The sequence below is a fragment of the Sorangium sp. So ce176 genome (genome assembly GCF_051519835.1).
Classification (GTDB): domain Bacteria; phylum Myxococcota_A; class Polyangia; order Polyangiales; family Polyangiaceae; genus Sorangium; species Sorangium cellulosum_G.
The window spans coordinates 5,315,762-5,336,537 of the sequence record NZ_CP150371.1 but is presented as its reverse complement, the minus strand read 5'-3'; the positions used below and the strand labels follow the sequence as shown (position 1 = coordinate 5,336,537).

The 20,776-nt window shown below is 74.2% G+C and carries 18 protein-coding genes; 9 read left to right on the top strand and 9 right to left on the bottom strand.

Going from position 1 to position 20,776, the window contains the following annotated elements:
* The first annotated feature begins 50 nt into the window (after window positions 1–50).
* The gene (locus tag WMF42_RS19965) at window positions 51–836 is read left to right on the top strand and encodes a hypothetical protein (RefSeq protein ID WP_437693567.1); all 786 of its coding nucleotides are present in this window, start codon (window positions 51–53) and stop codon (window positions 834–836) included.
* Here WMF42_RS19965 and WMF42_RS19960 read toward each other — a convergent pair.
* Window positions 800–1,060, bottom strand: coding sequence for a GlsB/YeaQ/YmgE family stress response membrane protein (locus WMF42_RS19960; protein WP_061606774.1), 261 nt, complete (start codon window positions 1,058–1,060; stop codon window positions 800–802). The genes WMF42_RS19965 and WMF42_RS19960 overlap by 37 nt on opposite strands.
* A gap of 394 nt (window positions 1,061–1,454) precedes the next feature.
* Window positions 1,455–3,266, bottom strand: coding sequence for a protein kinase domain-containing protein (locus tag WMF42_RS19955; protein WP_437693565.1), 1,812 nt, complete (start codon window positions 3,264–3,266; stop codon window positions 1,455–1,457).
* 350 nt (window positions 3,267–3,616) lie between these two features.
* Here WMF42_RS19955 and WMF42_RS19950 point away from each other — a divergent pair, with 350 nt between their 5' ends.
* Window positions 3,617–4,699, top strand: coding sequence for a tetratricopeptide repeat protein (locus tag WMF42_RS19950; protein ID WP_061609952.1), 1,083 nt, complete (start codon window positions 3,617–3,619; stop codon window positions 4,697–4,699).
* Between the two features lie 78 nt (window positions 4,700–4,777).
* Here WMF42_RS19950 and WMF42_RS19945 read toward each other — a convergent pair whose 3' ends face one another.
* A complete protein-coding gene (locus WMF42_RS19945) occupies window positions 4,778–6,322 on the bottom strand; it encodes a serine/threonine-protein kinase (protein WP_437693563.1) in 1,545 nt (514 codons plus the stop codon).
* A 232-nt stretch (window positions 6,323–6,554) separates the two neighbouring features.
* On the opposite strand from WMF42_RS19945, the gene WMF42_RS19940 reads away from it, so the two are divergent.
* Window positions 6,555–9,029 carry a hypothetical protein gene (locus tag WMF42_RS19940; protein WP_437693561.1) on the top strand — a complete coding sequence of 825 codons (2,475 nt, stop codon included), beginning with the start codon at window positions 6,555–6,557 and terminating at the stop codon, window positions 9,027–9,029.
* Window positions 9,030–9,033: 4 nt separating this feature from the next.
* Window positions 9,034–10,785 carry an ATP-binding protein gene (locus tag WMF42_RS19935; protein WP_437693559.1) on the top strand — a complete coding sequence of 584 codons (1,752 nt, stop codon included), beginning with the start codon at window positions 9,034–9,036 and terminating at the stop codon, window positions 10,783–10,785.
* A 63-nt stretch (window positions 10,786–10,848) separates the two neighbouring features.
* Here the strand turns inward: WMF42_RS19935 and WMF42_RS19930 are convergent, their stop codons facing one another.
* The 4 genes from WMF42_RS19930 to WMF42_RS19915 form a co-directional block, all read right to left on the bottom strand.
* Window positions 10,849–12,063, bottom strand: a complete 1,215-nt coding sequence (locus WMF42_RS19930) for a phosphodiester glycosidase family protein (RefSeq protein ID WP_233561951.1) — start codon at window positions 12,061–12,063, stop codon at window positions 10,849–10,851.
* Window positions 12,064–12,152: 89 nt separating this feature from the next.
* A complete protein-coding gene (locus WMF42_RS19925) occupies window positions 12,153–12,641 on the bottom strand; it encodes a hypothetical protein (protein ID WP_061609943.1) in 489 nt (162 codons plus the stop codon).
* Complete coding sequence (locus WMF42_RS19920; protein ID WP_061609944.1) at window positions 12,638–13,144, bottom strand: hypothetical protein; 507 nt, start codon at window positions 13,142–13,144, stop codon at window positions 12,638–12,640. The genes WMF42_RS19925 and WMF42_RS19920 overlap by 4 nt, the downstream gene beginning before the upstream one ends.
* 242 nt (window positions 13,145–13,386) lie before the next feature.
* A complete protein-coding gene (locus WMF42_RS19915; RefSeq protein ID WP_437693556.1) occupies window positions 13,387–14,145 on the bottom strand; it encodes a hypothetical protein in 759 nt (252 codons plus the stop codon).
* Between the two features lie 162 nt (window positions 14,146–14,307).
* Between WMF42_RS19915 and mutY the strand changes: the two genes are divergently transcribed.
* Together mutY and WMF42_RS19905 are read left to right on the top strand one after the other, a co-directional pair.
* A complete protein-coding gene (gene mutY / locus WMF42_RS19910; protein ID WP_061609946.1) occupies window positions 14,308–15,528 on the top strand; it encodes an A/G-specific adenine glycosylase in 1,221 nt (406 codons plus the stop codon).
* A 393-nt stretch (window positions 15,529–15,921) separates the two neighbouring features.
* A complete protein-coding gene (locus WMF42_RS19905) occupies window positions 15,922–16,068 on the top strand; it encodes a hypothetical protein (protein ID WP_434048315.1) in 147 nt (48 codons plus the stop codon).
* Window positions 16,069–16,157: 89 nt separating this feature from the next.
* Here WMF42_RS19905 and WMF42_RS19900 read toward each other — a convergent pair whose 3' ends face one another.
* Window positions 16,158–16,730: a hypothetical protein gene (locus tag WMF42_RS19900; protein WP_061609948.1), complete on the bottom strand. Its 573-nt coding sequence runs from the start codon at window positions 16,728–16,730 to the stop codon at window positions 16,158–16,160.
* Window positions 16,731–17,003: 273 nt separating this feature from the next.
* On the opposite strand from WMF42_RS19900, the gene WMF42_RS19895 reads away from it, so the two are divergent.
* From WMF42_RS19895 to WMF42_RS19885, 3 genes are read left to right on the top strand one after another with little or no spacing between them, the layout of a single operon-like run.
* The gene (locus WMF42_RS19895; protein ID WP_061609949.1) at window positions 17,004–17,681 is read left to right on the top strand and encodes a hypothetical protein; all 678 of its coding nucleotides are present in this window, start codon (window positions 17,004–17,006) and stop codon (window positions 17,679–17,681) included.
* Complete coding sequence (locus WMF42_RS19890; protein ID WP_061609950.1) at window positions 17,678–18,091, top strand: hypothetical protein; 414 nt, start codon at window positions 17,678–17,680, stop codon at window positions 18,089–18,091. Before WMF42_RS19895 ends, WMF42_RS19890 begins: the two co-directional genes overlap by 4 nt.
* A complete protein-coding gene (locus WMF42_RS19885; RefSeq protein ID WP_437693553.1) occupies window positions 18,088–19,122 on the top strand; it encodes a hypothetical protein in 1,035 nt (344 codons plus the stop codon). Before WMF42_RS19890 ends, WMF42_RS19885 begins: the two co-directional genes overlap by 4 nt.
* 28 nt (window positions 19,123–19,150) lie before the next feature.
* Here the strand turns inward: WMF42_RS19885 and WMF42_RS19880 are convergent, their stop codons facing one another.
* Window positions 19,151–20,641 carry a sulfatase gene (locus WMF42_RS19880; protein WP_434048310.1) on the bottom strand — a complete coding sequence of 497 codons (1,491 nt, stop codon included), beginning with the start codon at window positions 20,639–20,641 and terminating at the stop codon, window positions 19,151–19,153.
* Between the last annotated feature and the right edge of the window lie 135 nt (window positions 20,642–20,776).

The following is a 20,776-nucleotide window of genomic DNA, read 5'->3' as shown; positions in this document are numbered from 1 at the left end:
CCTTTGCGGTGGCACAGGCAGCGCCGGGCTCGCTAGCCTAGCCGGCCCTGATGTTCGTCCGGAATCTCCTGAGCCGTTCCTTCGCCATCGCCGCGCTGACCGTACCTCTCCTCGCGAGCTCCACGAGCGGGAGCGCGCTGCCTCGCCCCACCCCCGGCGAGCCGGAGGAGCCGAGTTCGCTCGGCGCCGCCATCGAGGGGCAGTCCATCTGCGTCGGCTCGACGGTGGCGAGCGCGGGTGAGCTCGGCGATGTCCTCTATTACCGCAGCGCGCCGGGCGAGCGCGGCGAGGTCTCCGTCGGCTACTACGCCTTCTTCTCGGAGGAGCGGCCCTGGGGCAACAACTGGCTCACCTGGACCGTGCTGCCCGCGCTCGCGGTGGACCTCGTCTACACGCACGGGCTGTTCTTCGGTCCGGGGATCCAGCGCGTCGCTTACGGCAAGGGCGACGTCGAGGGGTTCAGGATCACCTACAGCGTGGGCGAGGACGGGCGGCTCGCCGTCGAGCACGGGGTCGCCGACCGCGGCGATCACAGCGAGGTGCAGCTCGATCGCGCCGATCTGCTCTCGGTCGATCCCGCGCGGCCGACAGTCTACTCGCGGTGGTGGAGCCACCAGCTCGGCGGGCAGGGCGCGGCGCCGGACGATCTCGTGACCCGCCGCTGCTATGGCGCGGGCGCCATCCGGCCGCTGCCCCCGGACGTCGCGCTCGATTTCCGCCTGGACCGGCGCGCCGGACCGGCGCGCGTGGTGCCCGCGGCGGCGCTGCTCGGGCAGCCCGCGGTGCCTCGGCAGGGCGATCAGGACCTCGCTCTCCGGCCGAGCGTCGCGTTGTAGATCGCGAGGAGGATGACGGCGCCCAGGATCGACATGAAGAAGCCCCCGCTCGACTGGTACGAGGGGTAGATCCCCAGGGCCCGTCCGATGAAGCCGCCGAGCAGGGCGCCGGCCATGCCGAGCAGCGCTGTCACAACGAAGCCAGCCGGGTCGCGCCCGGGGGTCAGCAGCTTGGCGATGACGCCGACGATGAGCCCAAACAGGATCCACAACAGCACAGACATGGCTTGCTCCTCTCGACACCGGGTCACGCCGAGGGGCGTCTTCCCGTGTCAACGCGGAGGCCAGCGTTTGCAGACGACGTGCCGGGCGCGGTGCGCTTCGTTCGCACCGCGGTGAGGCGGCGCCCCGTGGCCAGCGCGCGCGGCGGTGATGCCGTCGAGCGGGTGGGCATCGGCTGTACGCGGCGCGCCGCGCGGCCCGGACGAGGTCGAGGATCGCCGTGCTGCAGGCGCGCGCTCCACGTCGCGGAGTGAGCGCTTCGTTCGCACCGCACCTGCGCCTCGGCGCTCGCCGTCGCCCGGCTCCTCGCCGCATTCGCAGCGCCGCGCCTTCGGCGCCGGGCGAGCGGGCGCTGTAGCGTCGCCCGGGCGGCCCGTGGATGCCCGGCGGGGGCGCTCACGGCGGCTCGATGGGGCAGGCGTGCTCCGGCGCGCCGAGCGCCCTCTCGCGCGCGTCGCCTGTCGGGGTCGCGTCGCCGTCGCGCCCCGGCGAGGGCGAGGTGAGCGGGGCGAGCGCGGCGCCGGCCGCGCTGAAGAGCAGGCACAGCGATCCGCCGAGCACCGTGGCCGCGACGGTGCCGATCACGACAGGCGCGAGCCGCCGTCGGCGGCGCCGGCGCAGCCCGCTCTGGCTCCGCAGCCCGCCGGACAGGCGCGCCCGGAGGAGGATGAGCGGGGCGAGCGCGGCGTCGAGCTCGGGGCTGCGATGCGCGTGGGCTGGCTCGGGGGAGGGAAGGGCGACCGCGGCCGGGGCAGGTGGCGCGGCGAGCGAGGGAAGAGGGGGAGGCGAGGCCGCGGCAGGGGGAGGCGAGGCCGCGGCCGACGCAGGCGGCTCGCCCGTCGTCGGCGCGCCGGCGGGCGCAGGGGGCGCGGCGAGCTCGACGAGCGCGGCCGGCAGGCTCGGCGCGGCGCGGTGGCCGACCCATGTCGGCGCGGACGAGGCGCCGCGGCGCGCGCTCGGCGACGAGCAGGGCTGATCCAGCGGCGCGCCCCCCGGGCGCGACGAGGCGCGGTACCCCACCCACGTCGTCGTGCCCGCGGGGCGCGCGGTGGCGGCGGCGCGCCCCGTCGCGGCCTCCTCCGCGGCCAGCGCCCAGCGCGACGAGGGCGCCGCGGCGGCGCGCGCCCTGCGATGAGCGAGCCCGATGTGCGCGAGCGCCTCGCGCAGCGCGCGCGCGCTCTGCGGGCGGTCGTCTGGATTCTTGCGCAGGCACTGTAGAATCAGCGCCTCCAGATCCGGATCGATCGCCGGATGGAGCGCGCTCGGCAGGGGCGGCGGGGACTCGACGTGCGCCGCGGCGAGCGCGACGGCCGTCGGGCGCTCGAACGGCAGCCGCCCCGTCGCCATCTCGAAGAGCAGCACGCCGCACGCGTAGATGTCGCTCCGCGCGTCCACGGGCTGCCCTGCAGCCTGCTCCGGGCTCATGTAGGCGGGGGTCCCGATGACGAGCCTCCCGCTGTCCTCGTTGGGCACCGCGAGCAGGGGCGCGCCGGGGAGCGCGTCGGGCCCGTCGTCGCGGAGCAGCTTCGCCGTGCCGAAGTCGAGGAGCTTCACCTGCTCGAACGGCTCCCCGTCGTCGTCGACGCGCGGCACCAGGCGGATGTTCTCGGGCTTGACGTCGCGGTGGATGACGCCCGCGTCGTGCGCGTGCTGCAGCGCGGAGCACAGCGGGCGCATGATCGCGACGATGCGCTCCGCCGGCAGGATCGGCGTGGCGTTCAGGAGATCGATGAGGTCCTCGCCGTCGAGGTGCTCCGTGACGAGGTACCAGAGGCTCGGCGTCGCCGCCTCGCGCCCGACGTCGCCCGCGCCGGGCGCGCCGTGGAGACACGACGGCTCGCAGCCGAAGTCGAGGATCCGCACGATGTTCGGGTGATCGAGCCGGCTCGCCGCCAGCGCCTCGACATGGAACCGCCGGACCGCGTCCCCGGCGAGGACCCCGCCGGAGCGCGACCTCGCGTCGCTGCGCGGCCGCTCGCTCACGCCGCTCGACCCTCGAGGGCCGATGTCCATCCCGCGCGGCGGCGCGGAGGGGCGCGTCGCGCAGGCGCGATCGCTCGCCTCGGCGCACGCGCGCGGCGGCGCGGCGCGCTCGCGGATGATCTTCACCGCGCACGCGCGCCCGAGCCCCACGTGCCGCGCGCGGTAGACGCGCCCCATCGCGCCGGCGCCGATCATCTGCTCGACGAGGTATCGCCCCCCGAGCAAGCGTCCCCTGAGGAATCGCTCCGAGGACGGGAGTCCCGCGTCGAGGGGCGCGGAGGAGCGGAGGCAATCCATGGCGCTCCCCACGCAGCAGAATGGGTGCCATCGCGCTGTGCGGACGGTTCACAGCGCCCCGACGACGGAGCGGCGGGCGCCGCCGCGCCACGCGCTCACGGCCGCCGCGCCGGCGCGGAGCTCCCCGGGGCGCTGGCCGAGCGGGCCGCGAGGGAGACCGCGCCCTCCGCGGGAAATCGCGCGGGCAGCGCCCCGTGCGCGCGGGGACGGCCGCGCGCGGGGGCTGAATTGTTCTGTTGTCGACGGCCTGTGATAGCGTGGCGCGCGAGGAGGCCCGGGTGCTCTTGAGACGATCCATTCCGTTCGCTGCGGCGCTGTTCCTGTTGCTCCCGACAGGCGAGGTCCGCGCGCAATCGGACCAGGACAGAGCGGCGGCCCGATCGCTGGCCACGCAGGGGGCCGAGGCGTTCACGTCCGGCCGCTTCGATGAGGCGATCGATCTGCTCGGCCGCGCCGAGGCGCTCGTGCATGCGCCGACGCACCTCCTCCTCATCGCGCGCGCGCAGATGCGCCTCGGCCGGCTCGTCGCCGCCAAGGAGACGTACCTGAGGATCGTGCGCGAGGAGCTTCCGCCCACGGCGCCGTCTCCCTTCAAGAGAGCCCAGCAGGACGCGCGCGAGGAGCTCGCCGCTGTCGAGCCCAGGATCGCCACGCTGCGCATCGCGCTCGAGGGCGCCGCCGGCCGGAAGATCGGCGTGAAGCTGGACGGCCAGCCGGTCGCGGACGCGCTGCTCGGCGTTCACCGCCCGATCGACCCCGGCAACCATGTTGTCGTCGTGGCGCCGCCGGGCCTCGCGCCGATCGAGCAGGCGATCACGCTCGCCGACGGCGAGCGGAAGGAGCTCAAGATCCCCGTCCCGGAGAGCCCGGTCGCGGCTCCCCCGCCGGACGGCGCGGGCGCGGGGCAGGGCACGTGGGGCGGCGGTGACACAGGGGGTTCGCCGGACGCCCCGCCGGGCACCCCGGAGCGGAAGACGAACGTGCTGCTGCTTGGCGGGGGCATCGCGGCCGCGGCGCTCGGGGTCGGCGGCGTGGTTGTCGGCTCGGTGTTCCTCGCGAAAGGTGGGTCGACGCAGCAGGAGGCGAACGATCTGAGCGCGAAGCACGGCTGCGAGGCGCAAGGGGGTGCCGGCGTCCTGGAGTGCGGACCGCTGATCCAGCGCAAGATCGAGACGCTCGACGCCGACGCGGCGTCGCAGAAGACGACCGGCACGATCAACCTCATCACCGGCGGCGTGCTCCTCGCCGGCGGCGCGACGCTGATCGTGCTGGAGCTGACGTCCAGGCCGGAGCCGCCGAGCTCGGCGTGGATCGCGCCCTACGTGACGCCGACAGGGATCGGCGTGCGCGGCGCGTTCTGATCGGCGCGCTCCGGCGCGCGACCAGGCGCTCGGACGCGCTTGCCCGGTGGGGCGCTTCTCGTGCCGCGCGCCGCGCGCTCAGTAGCCGAAATCGCCCGGGACACCCGGCTTCTGCGGCTTCTGCGGCGGGGTGGTCGGCTTCTGCGCCGGCGCGGTCGGCTTCGTCTGCGGCGGCTTCACGACCGGCGGGGGCTTCGTCGGGGTGGGCGGCGTCCGCGGGGGCAGCGGCCTCACGGCCGCCTCGGAGGCGGTCGGGGTCGCGCTCGCGCTGGGCTCGGCGGAGGCGGACGGAGCAGGCTCCCCGACCGGGGCGCTCGCGGTCACGAGCGGCTCGGACCGCGGCGGCGGCTCCGTCGTCGGCGGCAGCGGCGGCGGGGTGACCGCCGCGCTGACGGCGCTCGGATCGGCGGTCGCCGCGCCCGTCGTCCCGCTGCGGCCGAAGGTGAGCCAGACGGCCGCGCCCGCGCCGAGCAGGGTGGCCGCCGCGGCGATCGCGAGGAAGAGCGGCGCCCTGGACGGGGGGCGGGTAGCGCGGCCCGTGACGCCGGACGACGCGCCCCACGAGTTGGCGGTGAGCTGCGGTGTGTGGCCCATGTTGGGCACCGCCGGCGTGTGGCCCATGTTGGGCGCCGCCGGTCCGTTCTGGCCCCCCCACGAGCCGTCGGCCCGGACGACGGCCGGCGGCGTTGTCGTCTCGGGCAGGGCCGGCACCGACAGCCGGGGGAAGGACGTCCGCCCCGTGCTCAGCAAGGCCAGGCTGGGCCGCGCCGCAGCCCAGGCGAAGAGGGCGCTCTTGAACTCCGCGCAGCTCTGGAAGCGAGCCCCCGGATCGCGCGCCATCGCCCTCTGGATGATGCCGGAGAACTCGACGTCGAGGTCGGGCACGAGCTGCTGGGGCAGCGGCGCGTTCTCGAGGACGATCTTGAAGAGCAGCTCGTTGAACGTCTCCGCGTCGAACGGCACCTGGCCGGTTGTCGCCTGATAGAGCACCACGCCCATGGCGTAGATGTCGGTCCGCTGATCGACGGGGTTGGAGCCCCGCGCCTGCTCGGGCGACATGTAGTAAGGCGTGCCCACGACCGCGCCCGTGCGCGTCATGCTCATCTCCGCGCCGGCGAGCTGCGAGAACTTCGAGACGCCGAAGTCCAGCACCTTCACGAAGTTGCTGAGGCCGGCCTTCGTCGGGACGATGAAGATGTTGTCCGGCTTGAGATCGCGGTGGATGATCCCCGCCGCGTGCGCCGCGCCGAGCGCCTCGAGCACCTGGGCCATGATCGGCACGGTCGCCTCGGGCCCGAGCCGCCCCATCCGCTGGATCCTGGCCCCGAGGGTCTCCCCCTCGAGGTACTCCATGACCATGTACCGCGTGCCGTCCGGCAGCACGCCGAGGTCGAGCACCTCGCAGATGTGATCGGAGCCGATCCGCGCCGCGGCCTGGGCCTCGCGCTCGAAGCGCGCGACAGACTCGGCCTGGCTCGAGATGTTCGCGTGCAGCAGCTTGATGGCGACGCGGCGCCGGATGCGCACGTTCTCGCCCTCGAAGACCGCGCCCATGCCCCCCTGGCCCAGCAACCGGACGATCCGGTACTTGCCGTCGATGATCTCGCCGATCAGCGGGCCCATGACAGCATTCCCGGTGCGGAGAAGCAGATCACGTCGGCAGGCTAGCACGGCCGCCCGAGCGCGGCCTACGCCCTCGCGGCGCGGGCGCCGCGCCCCGACGCCCGCCCCCGTCCTCGCTGCCCCGCCGCATCCCCGGGGCTGTCGCGGCGGCGCTTCGTGATAACGTCGCCCACGTATGGCGGTTTACGAGCTGTCTGTCGATGGCGCCCTGGTTCGCGAAGCGGAGAAAGTCGTGTCTCTCACGGCTCGCGAGTACCCGACGCTCATCATGCGCTGGGAATCACGCCTGTTCGACCAGCCCTGGCTCACCACGCTGGTGCTCGACTACGTGATCGCGCTGCCGCCGCTCATCGTCGGGCAGGCGACGTTCAACGAGGTCAGGATTGCCGCCTTCACGGGGCGCGCCGGCACGAAGTTCATGTACTTCGGCACCGAGATGAGCGCGAGCGTGCCCCGCATCGCGCCCGAGATGGAGAACGCGATCGCGCCGGCGGCGCTGTACCAGGAGTTCCGTCTGGACGAGCAGACGTGCCCTATCCCCTATCTGAAGCTGATCCAGGTCAGTCCGCGCATCTACGGGGAAGGACTCCAGAACTACTACTCGCCGCCGATCAAGGTCGAGCGCTACGACGGGGTGGCCTCGCCGGACCTCATCGCGGACTTCTTCCCCAGGATCGTGGCGAACCTCGACCCGGTGAAGGGGACGACGCTTGTCGATCCCGCGCAGGGCTTCTGGACGGGCGCGCGCTTCCTCGGCGCCACGGCGATCGCCATCGTCCGGCAGGGCCGCGTGGTCGGGATGCACCGCCGCGCCGGCAAGGCCGACAAGGACCCGATCCCGCCCGAGGTGAAGCGGCGCGACCCCCGGCTCGACGTGCGCGGCGACTGGGTCGCCGTGGACGTCGGCGCGGCGTCGACAGCCGTCGCCGTCCGGGGAGCGCGCGGCGGCGCGGAGTTCCTGCGGATCGGGGCCGACGCGCCGCTCCGGGTGTCGGCCGACAACGAGAACCCGAGCGAGGTCGCCTTCGAGGCGCTCGCCAGGACGACGAAGGCCTGGCGCGATCGGGTGATCCTGCCGCTGACGCGCTGGGGCGACGTGCTCGTCGGGCACGCCGCGCGCGACATGCGCCTGCGGCAGGGCGCCGACGCGCACGAGCGCGCCGCGGCGTCCGTCCCGGCGCTCGCGCTGCTGCGCGAGCGGACAGAGCGCGGCGAGCCGTTCCGGCTCCGCGGCAGGAGCGACCCCGACACGGCCGAGTCGCTGAAGAAGCCGGCGCCGCCCATCATCGACGAGGAGGGGATCGGCGCGCACGACCCGTTCGACCCGATCGAGCTCTACGCGTACTACGTCGGGCTTCACGTGAACCAGCGCGCGCGGGGGCTCCACACGCGCTACGCGATCACGATGCCGACGGGCTGGTCGCCCGAGCGCCGCGCCAGCGTGCTCATCGCCTTCCGCCGCGGCCTGTTCCGGAGCCTGCCCGCGGGCCTCTGCGAGTACCACGACGTCGACGGCCTCCAGGTCGTCGACGCGGGTCCTTCGGCGATCGCCTACGCCGTCCAGGCGTTCCGCATGTTCGGCATCCAGCCGCGGGACAGCGCCGTCCCGTTCTGCGCGATCGACGCCGGCGCCAGCGAGACGGGGATCGCCTTCGGCATCCTGCGCAGCGCCAAGGCGCACGAGGAGGCGCAGGGGCTGGAGCGGATGGTCGAGTACCTCGATCCGGCGGCGATCCCCTGGCTCGGCGGCGAGCGGCTCCTCCACCGGCTGGCCTACCGGGTGTACGTCGCGAGCCAGGCCGCCATGCGCGAGCGCCGCGTCCCGTTCGAGCGCCCGTCCGAGGAGGGCGCGCTCGACGGAGCCGAGGAGCTCTTCGCGCCGTCGCCCGACGCGCGCGCCAACACCTGGACGCTGAAGGAGCTCCTGCGGCCGCTCCTCGAGCGGGGGCCGAGCGCGCCCGTCGAGGAGCGGCTCGCGCTGGTCGGGCTCGACGGGGCGGCGTCCGTTGTGCCGCTCTCGATCGATCGCGGCGCGCTCGCCGCCGCGATCGAGGCGTGGTTCCAGGACGGGATCGACGTGTTCCGGCAGCACCTCGCGGGCGCGATTGCCAAGATCGGGCGCGAGCCGGATCCGTACCAGGGGCTCCGGATCCTGCTCGGCGGGCGCCTCGGGATGAACCAGCGCTTCGCGGAGCTGCTCGCCGGCGCGCTGCCCGCGGGCGTGCAGGTGCACCGCTTCAAGGAGCCGGACAAGGCGAACCTCGGCGCGCCGACCGTCAAGATGGCGACCGCGCTCGGCGCGCTGTCGCTGCGGTTCGATCGGATCGGGGCCACGCTGCGCGCCGAGAAGCGCGACGCGTTCCGCTACCGCGTCGGGCGGGCGCGCCACGGGCAGCTCGCCGACGTGCTCGATCCGTCCGTCGACTACGACGTCTGGCGCGAGATGGGCGCTTGCCTGAAGCCGGACGTCGAGATCCTGTTCATGGCGGCCGAGGACGAGGGGGAGGTCGCCGCCGACGATCCGCGCGTGCGCCGCGCTGTCTGCGCGCTCGGGCGCGGGGCCGTCGGGCAGCGGCTCTACATCCGGGCCGTCGGGCCGGCGCGTGCCGAGGTGAGCGTGGGGCCGCCCGGAGGCGATCCGGCGGCCGGCGCCGTGTGCTGGACGGTCAACCTCCAGACCGGCGCCGCGGACAAGACCGGCGGCTGAGCGTATGGGGGCTCCGCGGCTTCACGCGCCACACGGCGGCCTCGATCCCGAGGCCGCGGCCCACGCCGGGGTCACGCCGGGCGGCGGGCCCCTGGAGGCCATGCAGGGCGACGCGGACGGGCGCGGCGACGCGGAGGGGCGCGGCGACGCGGACGCCCGGCAGACCGAGGCCGGGCTCGTCGCGCAGCTCGCGTGCGCCGAGCGCGAGCGCGAGCGCGCCGCGGTCGAGCTCCGCGCGCTCTTCCGCGCCATCCCCGACCTCTGCTTCCGCCTCGACGCCCAGGCCCGGATCGTCGACTGCAACGAGCCGCGCCTCTCGGAGCTCCGCGTCGAGCCGGAGGCGCTCCTCGGCAAGCGCATGACGGAGGTGCTCCCCGGCGAGCTCGGAGAGCAGATGGAGCGCGCGATCCAGGAGGCCCGCGAGGCGGGCGGCGTTGTCGCGCTCGAGCACGCCCTCGCGGCCGCGGGCGGCGAGCGCCACGTGGAGGCGCGGGTGGTGCCGTTCCTCGACGCCGACGTCCTCGTCCTGCTCCGCGACATCACCGAGCGGCGGCGCACCGAGGAGGCGCTCCGGCAGCGCGAGGAGCGCTCGCGCGAGTCGCAGAAGATGGAGGCGCTCGGCCGGCTCGCCGGCGGCATCGCGCACGACTTCAACAACATGCTCATGGTGATGCTCGGCTACGGCGAGCTCCTGCTGCGCCGGCTCGGGCCCGACAGCGCGCTCCGGCGCGACGCCCTGCAGATCACGAAGGCCGGCGAGCGCGCCGCGGCGCTCACGCGGCAGCTCCTCGCGATGAGCCGGCGCAAGGTGCTGCAGCGCGAGGTGCTCGACATCAACGCGGTGGTGCTCGACATGCAGACGATGCTCCAGCGCCTCATCGGCGAGAACATCGATCTGCGGACGAACGTCGGCCAGGATCTCGGCTCGATCAAGGTCGACAAGAGCCAGCTCGAGCAGGTGCTCCTCAACCTGGTCGTGAACGCGCGCGACGCGATGCCGAGGGGCGGCAAGCTCGTCGTCGAGACCTCGCTGGGCGAGCCCGGCGCGAGCCCCACGGCGAAGTCGTTCGCGCCGGCGGAGCGGGACGAGGACGCTGCGCCCGTCGCGGGCGGCCCTCCCTACGTGGTGCTCTCGGTGAGCGACAGCGGCCACGGGATGGACCAGGACACGCTCTCGCACCTGTTCGAGCCGTTCTTCACGACGAAGGCGCGCGGCAAGGGCACCGGCCTGGGCCTCGCCACCGTCTACGGGATCGTGAGCCAGAGCGGCGGGCTCATCGAGGTAGAGAGCGAGGTCGCGCGCGGCGCGACGTTCCGCGTCTACTTCCCGCGCGTCGAGGACCGCGCCGAGGCGGCGCCGCCCCGCGCGCGGCCGTCGCCGGCGGGCGGCGACGAGACGGTGCTCGTCGTGGAGGACGACGACGCCGTCCGCAAGCTCATCGTCGAGGTGCTCGAGCGGCGAGGCTACGGCGTGATCTCGGCGGCGAACGCCGAGGAAGCGCTGGACGCGCTCGGGCACGAGGGGGTCGACGCGATGGACCTCCTGCTCACCGACCTCGTGATGCCAGGGATGAACGGCCGCGAGCTCGCGGAGCGCGCGCTCGCGATCCACCCGCGCGCCCGCGTGCTCTACATGTCCGGCTACGCCGAAGATGTCCTCGCGGGCGCGGAGCACGACGGCGAGCTCACGCTGCTGCAGAAGCCGTTCACCCCCGACGCGCTCGCGCAGCGCGTGCGCGACCTGCTCGACGGCTAGCCAGCGCGCGCAAGGAGCCCGGCCGCGCGCCCGCCGGTAGCGCCGGCGGCAGCGACCGCGTGCTCAGGAGTCCGGCCGCCGCCGCCGCAGGTAGAAGAAGTCGCGCGGGGACGGCTCGGCCACGTACTCCTCCGGCTTGTACTCCACGTCCGGGATGATCGCGGACGTCGCGCGCGGCGCAGCGCCGTCGGCGGCGCGGTCGTACAGGAGGAAGCGCGGGTAGGCGTGGTTGACGTCGAGCTCCGCCACGTCGTGCGCGCCCGCTGCCTTCATCCCGTGGGCGAGGGTGCGCGCCGTGACCGCCTCGCCGAGCCCGTAGAAGAGGCGCTTGCCGGTCGCGTCGACGCCGAGCGCCGACCGCCGGATCACCGTCTCGCCGCTCACCGTCGCGCCCCAGTCGCGGTTCGAGTCGTAGAGCGCCTGGTGGGGCTCGCCCTGCTCGACCAGGCACGGCGGCGTCTGCCGGTAGGCGGCCATGCGCGCCTCGTCGGCGCGCAGCTCGGGCCAGGTGCGGATCCGCACCGCGCCGTTGCGGTAGAGCGCGATCGTGCAGGCCTTGTCGCGCGGCGGCAGGAACGTGTCGCCGTCGAGCATCATCCCGTAGTGGCCGTGCATCGCCTTGAAGCCGCCGTTGAAGGCGGCGATGAGATCGCCGGCGTGGTCCTCGGGCACGACCCCCGGGCGACGCTCGATCGGGATGTCCGGAGAGAACGGCTCCTTCGTGCCGGCGACGAGCTGGAGGTCGACGCGCTCGAGGTCGATGGCCACCACGGCGACCGCCGCGAACACGCGCCGCTTGTCGGGGTGCACGACGCTCTTCCAGAGCACCGGGGCGTCGTCCGGCCGCGCGGGGTCGGCGATCGGCGTCCAGACGCCGTCGCCCGTGGCCGCGACCTGCGGGAAGGGCGGCTCGAACGAGGAGGGCGGCGACGCCGGCTCTGCCGCGCGGCGCTCGCCGCGCCGCTCGGCCTCCGCCGCGGCGGCGGGCGGCGGCTCCCAGAAGGTCTTCGGGGCCGCGTGCCGGTAGAGGGCCCGGTTCAGGCGGTCGGCGATGCCGTAGGCCACGTCCTCGGCCCACGCGACAGGCGCCGGGCCGACAACGGCCCGCGCGCCGTCGGCGAGCGCCGGGCCGAAGCCGCGGACCTCGTGGATTCCGTACCAGAGGGCCTCGACGGCGATCGCGCAGATCGCCGCGCCGCGCAGCGCGCGCTCGGGCAGGCGAGGGCGGCGTCGCCTGCGCGGGGACCCGCTGGCAAAGGGGGGCGAAGGCTTGTCCACGGCGAAGCAGAGGCTACCCCATCGCGCGGGCAGCCCCAAGTTCCGGGCATCGGGCGGCCGCGGCCGTGCAGCGCGCGCCGCCGGGCTCGCTACGGCTGTCCGTGCGCCATCGTCCGGGGACCATCCTTGAACAGGATCTCGATCTTGCCCCGATCGATGACCTTGGCGACCACGCCGTCGCCGAACTTGCTGTGGTGGATGAGCTCCCCCTCGCCGAAGGTGAGGGTGATGCGGTACGGCTTGAACGCCCCCGAGGGCTGCCCCGCGATGGCGCGCTCCCAGGCGAGCGTCTGATCGCGCTCGGCGCGCTGGGCGGCCGTGAGCCGCTCCACGCCGCCGCGCGGCGACGCCGAGGCCGCCCTCGGCTCGCCGGTGCTCCGCGCCGCGGCGCGCGCGGCCGCGCGGCTCTCGCGCTCGCTCTTCGGCGCCCGGTAGAGGTGGTGCGACATGCAGGTCTTGCACTCGACCTTCTTCACCACGTCGCCGACCATGGCGATGATTCGATGGGTGAGATCGAGGCGGCACTTGGTGCACCAGGCATCGACCTCGCCGCCGGTCCTAAGCTTCTTCGTCGTCACTTCTCCTCGCGGCGCCGGTCTCGCCCGGTCTCTTTGCTTCGGTCCTTGACGTTCACTTGGGCGGTGACTTCCGGTTTGGGCAAGCCGGTCCTCGGCTCGTCCTGGCTGTCGTCTCTCTTGGCCGCGTCGTTCGGCACGAAGCGGATCTCGGTCTTGATCTCGAAGGAGAGCTTCGTCAGCACCTTCGTGATCTCGTCCGCGAACTGGGTGTGCTCGAGCACGTCGCGGATCTCCTTCGCGACGACCCGGTAGAGACCGTTCTTGGTCTCGTCGATCTGGGTGTAGAGGTAGTGGAGGACCTCTTTGGGCAGCTTGAGGTCGCCCACGAAGTGGCGGATGCTCTCGGGCCCCTCGCTGAGCCTGTCGATGCCGCTCTCGACGGCGCGCTCGACCACGCGCTTGAAGATCTCCGGGATGGCGCGTTCGAAGAGGCGCTTCTTGTCGCCTTCGCCTTCCACCTTGTCCCCTTCGTCATCGCGGAGCGGGTCGGTGTCGTCGGCCATGGCTCGGGCTCCCCTAGCGGGACGGGGCGGCCACGTCAATGCGGGGGTGCGTGCGGGGTGCCGGCGTCGCGCCATGGTCCTTGGATCTGCCGGATTTCGATGACGATGGGGAGCCTTTCGCGCGCTTCCGACAGCCGAGAGAGCTCTCCCTTTGGTCCGCCCCCGCGCCACAGGAGGTCGCCGCGCCCAGGGCGGAACGCGCGGAGGCCGGCTGGCCGTCGGCGGGGCCTTGCGACGCCGGCTCAGAGCTCGCCGTAGGCGTCCGTCTCGTCCATCTCGTACGGGTCCACGCCGCCGTCCTCCGACGCCGAGCGTTTGTACGATCTCAGGACCCACACTTCGGCCGCGAACCGGCCCGCGCCGCGCCGGGCGCTGATCTCGACGGTGGCGTCGTCGTCCTCGAGCGGGCAGAAGGGCCGATCCGGCTGGACGATCGGCCAGGCGTCCTCGGTGCCGTCGCTCGCGATCATGGCCCCGCGGCTGCTCCGCACGGCGACGTCCAGGTTGAGGATCCCCGGCCCGCCCACGGCGAACACCCTGTAACACGCGCCCCGGAGGGCCTGCAGCGGCTCCGAGACGATCGCGCCGCCCTCGGCGACGTGCCCCTCGATCGTCTTGGTCGAGAGCCGCCGCATGCCGTTCTCGGGGCCGCAGAGCAGCGACAGGCGGGTCACGTCCTTCGCCGGCTCGCCGCTGATCTTGAAGTTTCCATAGCAGCGGACCCAGGGGCCGCCGACGCGCACCGGGAGCACAGGCAGATCCGGATCGCCGGAGGCTCCGGCGTCACCCTGGCCTGCGTCGGCGTCCGTCGGGCCGTCGGACACGGCCGTGATCACGGGGCGCGGCGGCGCTGCCGAGAGCACGACCGGCGGCCCGGGCTTGCCCTCCCAGGGGCGCGGCTCCTCGCGGCACCCCGGCGCGGCGAGCCCGAGGAGCAGGGCGGCGCCGAGGCGCGCGGCCCGAGGGATCGGGTGGGAGAGGCTGGCGCGCCGGGACGACACCGCGGTCGGCTCTGCGCTAGAGTCCCGCGCGATGGAAGCGTTTTCTGAGCGCAGCGAGCGGCAGCCGGGTAATCCGTGCCAGGCGCGCGGGGCGCGCGAGGTGCCGCGCGCACGATCGCGCGGAGGAGCGCGGCCCGGGGGCAGCGGGCGGGCCCTTCGCGCGTGAGCACGACGCCCCGATCGCGCGCGGGCGCCGGCCAGGCTCAGAAGCGCGCCCCGCGCCGCCGCAACCCGCCCGGTGAGCAGCAGGGGGCGCCCCCGCCGGCGCCGACGGACGCCAGCGAGCGCGACAGGGAGATCGTGGCCGCCCTCGCCGCGTGGTTCGACCGCGTCGCGCGCGACCTGCCGTGGCGGCGGACGCGCGACCCGTACGCGATCTGGCTGAGCGAGGTGATGCTCCAGCAGACGCGCGTCGAGACGGTCATCCCGTACTACGAGCGGTTCCTCGCCCGCTACCCGACCGTCTTCGCGCTCGCCTCCGCCGAGATCGACGACGTGCTCTCGCTGTGGAGCGGCCTCGGCTACTACCGCCGCGCGCGCGTGCTCCACCTCGCGGCGCGCGAGGTCACCGCGCGCCACGACGGCGCGCTCCCCCGCGACGTCGCCGCGCTCCGCGAGCTGCCCGGCGTCGGCGCGTACACCGCGGGCGCGATCGCGAGCATCGCGTACGAACAGCCGGTGCCGCTCGTCGACGGCAACGTCGCCCGGGTGCTCTCCCGCATCGAGGGCATCGACGACGACATCCGCAGCGCCTCGGGCACGCGCAAGCTCTGGTCGGCCGCGGAGCGCCTCGTGCGGGGCGCGGCGGGCACCGTCCATCCCGGACGATTCAACCAGGCGCTCATGGAGCTCGGCGCGACCGTCTGCGCGCCCCGCAATCCCCGCTGCGACGCCTGCCCCGTCGACGGCGCATGCGCCGCGCGCGCCCTCGGGAGGCAGGCAGAGCTGCCGGTGATCGCCCCGAAGCGCGACGTCCCCGCGGTCTCGATGGTCGCCGCGGTGGTGCGGTCGGGCGACCGCGTGCTCTTCGTCCGGCGCGCCGAGGGAGGGCTCTTCGGCGGCCTCTGGGAGCCGCCCATGGTCGAGGCGCGCGCGCTCGCGGACGCCCGCGCGCTCCTCGAGCAGGTCGGCGTCGAGCCTGACGCGCCGCTCCGCGAGGCAGGCCGCGTGCGCCACATCCTCACGCACCGCCGCCTCGACGTGACGGTGGCGCGCGCCGAGGTGGCGGCCCCCTGGCGTTGCCGGGCAAAGCTTGCCTCCCCCTACGAGAAGGCGGCCTGGCTCGATCCGGACGTGCTGGATATCGGCGTTTCCAAGCTCGCGCGAAAGGTCCTGTCCGCGGCGTCGGCGCCGGACGGCGGAGCCGCGCGCCGATCGCGGTAGGACCGCGCCCTCGCACGCCGGATCGCGCGCGATCCGGCCTGCGGAGAGGCCGGCGACGGCCCTCGGGGCCGCCGTCTCGCGGCGCTCCGGGGTCTCCGCGCTCCGCTGCGGGCGTGGCGCTGCGCCGCCTGCGGCCGGGCCGCCGCGACGCAGCGGCGCGGGTCAGGGCGAAAGCCATATGTCGCCGTGGAACGCTCCCGACACAGGCGCCGCGGCGCGGGCGCCGTGGCACGGAAGGCGCTTGGTGGGATGGCGGGCAGGCCCTCTAGCCTCGTGACCCCCGGCGGTGGCCGGAGCTCGATTGAAGCCTGGGAGCTCAGCAACATGGATGCGCGACGACGGACCACAGAGACGCTGCCCACGCCGAGCGCACCTGTGCGGTCGATGACCGTGATGGCGGACGACGGCGCGCTGTACGTGCTGCCGCTGTGCGAGCGGATCGTGCTCGACGTGCTGGCCTACGAGGACGAGGGCCTGCTGGCCTTCATCCGCATCGACGGCGAGGTGGTGGCGGAGCTGCCCGTGCTCGGTCAGGCGTGACCGCACGGCACGCCCGCGCGCCGTGCGCGGCGGAGCGCCCCACCTCCTCGACGCGCGCCGCAGCGGCCCCGAGCGCGCCGCGCCGCCGCTCAGCCCACGTGCCGTCGCATCCGCTGGGTCACGGGCAGCTCGTCCTCTCCCTCGTCGTCCGGCTCCACGGACTCGACCTCCTCGTCCTCCAGCAGATAGGGCAGGTCGCCGTCATCGTCGTCGTGCGACATCGCCACGTCGCTCATGTCCTGGCCCTTCGTGGCCCCTTCGAGGAACTCCGCCCCGAGATCGCTCGCCAGATCGGCGGCGGCGTCGGCGGCGTCGGGGTTCACCTCGAACTCGGTGGTCCCGGCGTCGTTCGGGTGGTGGTGGTAGCCGCGCACCTCGTCGTCGAGCGTCGGGATGACGTCGCTGAGCTCGCTGCGCGGGTTCACCTTGCCGCGCAGCGGGGGCGCCGTCTCGGCGTCCATCATGTCGGCGAACGGCTCGTCCAGCTCGCTCGTGCCGATCCCCCGTAGGGCGCTCCGGGGCGCCTCGGCCTGCCTGCGCGGCCCTCCCGGGTCGCCGCGCTCTTCTCGTTCACGACGCTGCGTCGGGCTCGTGCGCGGCGCGCGTAGGGTCGACGAATGCGGGGCGGTGCTCTGCCTGCCTCGGGTGCTTGAATTGCTCACGGTGGTCTCCGCATGCAGGGTCCGGTCCGCAGGTGAAGCGGGCGGATACGCCGGAGGGGCGAGGACCGTGCCGAAGGGGACGCACGCCGCCCGCGCCCGCGGCAGCGAGGCGCCGACGGCAGCGAGGCCGTCGCTGGCAGCGGGTCGCCGACGCATCATCGAGGTGCTGGCGTCGTCGAGCGCGCGGCGCGCCGGCGCGCCGCACGCGCTGGGCGGGCGGGACGCAATTGAGCGTGCCAGCGGGCGCCGCCTCGGGGTAGAAGGCGCGTAGCGATGCTGGAACTCCGGACCGGGCTCTCGCTCGTGGCCGTTCTGCTGGGGGCGTCCTGGGGGCGCACCGCCGCGGCCCAGCCTGCTGCCGGCCGCGAAGCCGGGGCGGCCGAGGAGGCGCAGGCTGGCGAGGAGCGCGGGAGCGCCGATCTCGAGGCGTACCGCGAGCTCGCGCGGCCGCCGGGGACGGCGGCGCGCGTCGTGTCGACTGTCGCGATGGGGCGGGGGATCCGGTTCAACAACCCCTACCGCCTGCAGACGCAGCTCGGCGAGACGGCGGAGTCGCTCTCGCTCACCGCCGGGTACCTCGATCTCGGCGCAGCGTTCGCGCTGGGGCCCGCCGACGGCGTTCAGCACGGCGGCGCGCTGCGCCTCTCGCTCGCGGTGGGCGGCGTCCCGCAGGAGTCGCTCACGCCGAGCTACTTCGTCGCCTACCGGGGCGTCCCGCGCGTGCTCGGCTACGGCCGGCTCGGGGCGGCGATCCTGATCGAGCCCGACGTGAACGTCGGCGGCGAGCTCGCCGTCGGGCTCGGGTACTTCCTCCTCGCGGGCGTCGCGCTCTCGGGCGAGATCGTCGGGGACCTCTTCTACGGCGCGGCGACCTACGACGCGGCCTACACCGTCTACCCCGTCGTCTCGGCGCAGCTCGGGCTCCTGATCGACCACGAGCTCTTGCCATGAGCCCGCCGGGACGCGCGCGGCGCCGCGGGCGCCTCCGGGCGAAGGAAGTCGCAGGCGTGGTGGCGCTGCTGCTCCTCGGCGGCGTCGCGCCGGTCGTTGGCGACATCGGGAGCTGCGGGCAGGCGCCGGAGGAGCTCGATCCGTACAAGTTCTTCGCGCTGAAGGCGCAGATCGATTGCGCCCAGTGCGAAGCGTGCGGCCTGCGCACCCGCGCCTGCGCCGCCGCGTGCGGCTTCGAGACCGCGCCGGGGTTTCCGCCCGGCTGCTACCCGCTGGTGCACGACGGCGAGGTGTGCCTGCACAAGCTCAAGCTGGCGAGCTGCGACGAGTACCGCGCGTACGCGGCGGACGAGCGCCCCTCGATCCCGACAGAGTGCAACTTCTGCCCATTGTCAGGGGAGGCGCCGTGAGCGCGCGCCGCGCAGCCGCGCCCCGCCGACGCCTCGCGGCCGCCGCGCGCGTGCTCTCGCGCGCGGCGCTCGTCGCGGCGCTGTCCGGATGCGCCTCGCGGCCGGCGATCCTCGCGCCCCACGACGACTACGCGGCGTACAGGGCGACCCGCGTGTCGCGGACCTTCGAGGGGCGGCTCGCCGCGGCGTCGACCTACCTGGAGCGCTACCCGGACGGCGCCTTCGCCGGCGAGGTGCGCGCGTACCTCGCGCGGGCCGAGCCGATCTACTACGCAGCGAAGCGCGGGACCGCCGCGGGGCTCACGGCGTACCTCGCGACGCTGCCGAGGGGCGCCTTCCGCGACGAGGCGACGCACCGGCTGCGCGCGCTCGTCCGCGACCGCAGCGCTGGCGATCTGCTCTCGCGCGCCGCCCGCGACGCCGAGGCGCAGCTCTCGAGGCAGCGGGCGGCGCGCGCCCGGGTGCGCCAGGAGCTCGCCGCATGGCTGAACCGCTTCCTGAGCAAGGACGCCTGGGGACGGCCCCTCGCGGAGGCGCCCGTCGAGGTGGTCGTTCCGTTCGGCCTGACGCTGCCGGCGCCCCGGTGCGCGCCCGCCGACGAGCGCGCGGGCCCGGGCGCGGTCGTCTGCGCGAAGCGGATCGAGCTCCCGTTCGTCGTGAGCTCCGGCGGCGAGAGCGCGCCGCGGCAGGCGGAGCTCGAGGTCGCCGTCCTGGAGGACGCGGCGGGCCGCCCGATCGAGGTCGCGCTCCGCGGGCCCGACCTCTTCACGCGCCTCGAGGAGGCGCGCTCGGCGCGCGAGGTCACCCCGGACGATCCCGAGGGCCGCATCGGCGGGATCGCGCTGGCGGTGGAGCTCTCGCGCGGCGCCTTCGCGGCGCGCGTCTCGGCCGACGCGTCGTGCAGGCGCGAGGCGCAGGCGCCCGTCGTTGTCCACCTGGAGTGCGACGGGGTCCGCCTCGTGGCGCGCGCCGCGGTCGACACGGGCGAGGACGACAGCGTGACGATCGCCGTCGCCCCGCCGGCGCGCTAGGCCGCCGCGCGAGCGCGCGCCCGGCGCGCTAGCACCGCTTGTTCTTCTTCTTCCCCTTGAGCTTCGCCGTGTTCTTCGGGCAGACGTCCTTGATGGCCGCGGAGCGCTCCTTGTAGAGCGCCTTCATCTCCTCGAAGACCGACGCCTTCTCTCGCTTGAGATCCTTCGTCTCCCCCGGATCCGCGACGACGTCGAAGAGGTCGAAGGCGTCGTCGTCGCCGTAGGCGATGAGCTTGTACTGCCCGTGGATCAGCGCGCGGCGGCGGTCGTTGTCGCTCGTGCGCGGCAGGTCGACGATGACGTCGCGCGGCTCGGGCTTCGCGCCGTACAGCTCGGGCACGAGGCTCTTGCCCGTGAAGGACGGCTCGGGCGGGGCGCCGGTCAGCTCCAGGATCGTCGGCGCGAGGTCGATCGAGCTGCGCGGCTCGTCGATCCGGCGCGGCGTGATCCCGGGCGCCTGGATCATCAGCGGCACGTGGGTGAGCACGTCCCACACCTCGAAGCCGTGGCGGAACATCTTGTGCTCGCCGAACGCCTCGCCGTGATCCGCGGTCACGATGATCGCCGTGTCCTTCCCCCACGGCTGCTGCGCGACGAACTCGAGCAGCTTGCCGACGTGCATGTCGGTGAACTTGACCTCGCCGTCGTACTTGTCGCGGGCGCGCTTGCCGAACGGCTCGATCCCCGCGTGCGTCATGTACACGTCGTGCGGATCGAGGAAATGGAAGTACGCGAAGAAGGTGCCCGAGGTGTTCGCCTTGTCGGAGAGCATCTTCAGCGCGAGCTCGAGGTGCCCCGGGCTCGTGACGTTCCGATCGGTCGTGTTGTCGGCCGAGAGCCCCGGCACGATCTCGTACACGTCGAAGCCCTGCCGGAAGCCCGCCTTCTGGTCGAAGTAGAAATGCGCGTGCGCGCTCATCGTCCGCACGCCGGCCTTCTGCAGGAGCTCCGGGAACATGAGCGCGCTGTCGGGGTAGTTGCCGAAGAAGTAGCCGCTGCGGTCGACCTCGCTCGGGTAGCGGCCGGCGAGGAAGCCGCCGACGCTCATCGATGTGTACGACGAGATCGCGTAGTGGCGCGTGTAGCTGACCGCCTTCTTCTCGAAGGCCGTCAGCGTGGGCGCGATGTCGCGCTCGTAGCCGTTCCACGGCATGTCCGCGCGCAGGCTGTCGATCGAGACGACGAGCACGTTCATCTTCCCGCGCTGCGCCGCCGGCGCCCCCGCGGCGCCGCCCTCCGCGCCGGCGCCGGCGCCCGCGGCAGCCGGCGCGGCGCTGCCACCGGCGGCGGCCTGCGGCCCTGTCGCGGCGGGCTCCTGCCGCGCCGAGGGCTCGGGTGTACGCGCGGGCGGCGGCTGGCCGTCGCCCTCGCGGGAGCAGCCCGGCCCGGCGCCCGCGAGCGCGAGCGCGAGCGTCGCCGCGAGGCGCCGGAGGGCCGGGCGTGATGGCCTCGAGGCGGAGGAGGACGCCCGCGGTCCTCCAGGCTCCCAGGCGCTCGTACGTGAAGCGACCGTGTGCATGTGGCCGTCTTACTCCGACTCGCGCCGCTCCGCCAAAGCCGCACACAGAGGGCGAGTTCCGGTATGCTCCCGGGTCATGGCCCCGGCCCCTCGGAAACCTCCCCCGCTGCCGCCTCAGGGCCGCTCGCAAACCGC

Coding starts and splice junctions, on each gene's coding strand:
- WMF42_RS19965 (WP_437693567.1), top strand. CDS start 51: ATGTTCGTCCGGAATCTCCTGAGCCGTTCCTTCGCCATCGCCGCGCTG.
- WMF42_RS19920 (WP_061609944.1), bottom strand. CDS start 13,144: ATGGCCGACGACACCGACCCGCTCCGCGATGACGAAGGGGACAAGGTG.
- WMF42_RS19945 (WP_437693563.1), bottom strand. CDS start 6,322: ATGGGCCCGCTGATCGGCGAGATCATCGACGGCAAGTACCGGATCGTC.
- WMF42_RS19880 (WP_434048310.1), bottom strand. CDS start 20,641: ATGCACACGGTCGCTTCACGTACGAGCGCCTGGGAGCCTGGAGGACCG.
- WMF42_RS19905 (WP_434048315.1), top strand. CDS start 15,922: ATGGCGGACGACGGCGCGCTGTACGTGCTGCCGCTGTGCGAGCGGATC.
- WMF42_RS19960 (WP_061606774.1), bottom strand. CDS start 1,060: ATGTCTGTGCTGTTGTGGATCCTGTTTGGGCTCATCGTCGGCGTCATC.
- WMF42_RS19935 (WP_437693559.1), top strand. CDS start 9,034: ATGGGGGCTCCGCGGCTTCACGCGCCACACGGCGGCCTCGATCCCGAG.
- WMF42_RS19890 (WP_061609950.1), top strand. CDS start 17,678: ATGAGCCCGCCGGGACGCGCGCGGCGCCGCGGGCGCCTCCGGGCGAAG.
- WMF42_RS19895 (WP_061609949.1), top strand. CDS start 17,004: ATGCTGGAACTCCGGACCGGGCTCTCGCTCGTGGCCGTTCTGCTGGGG.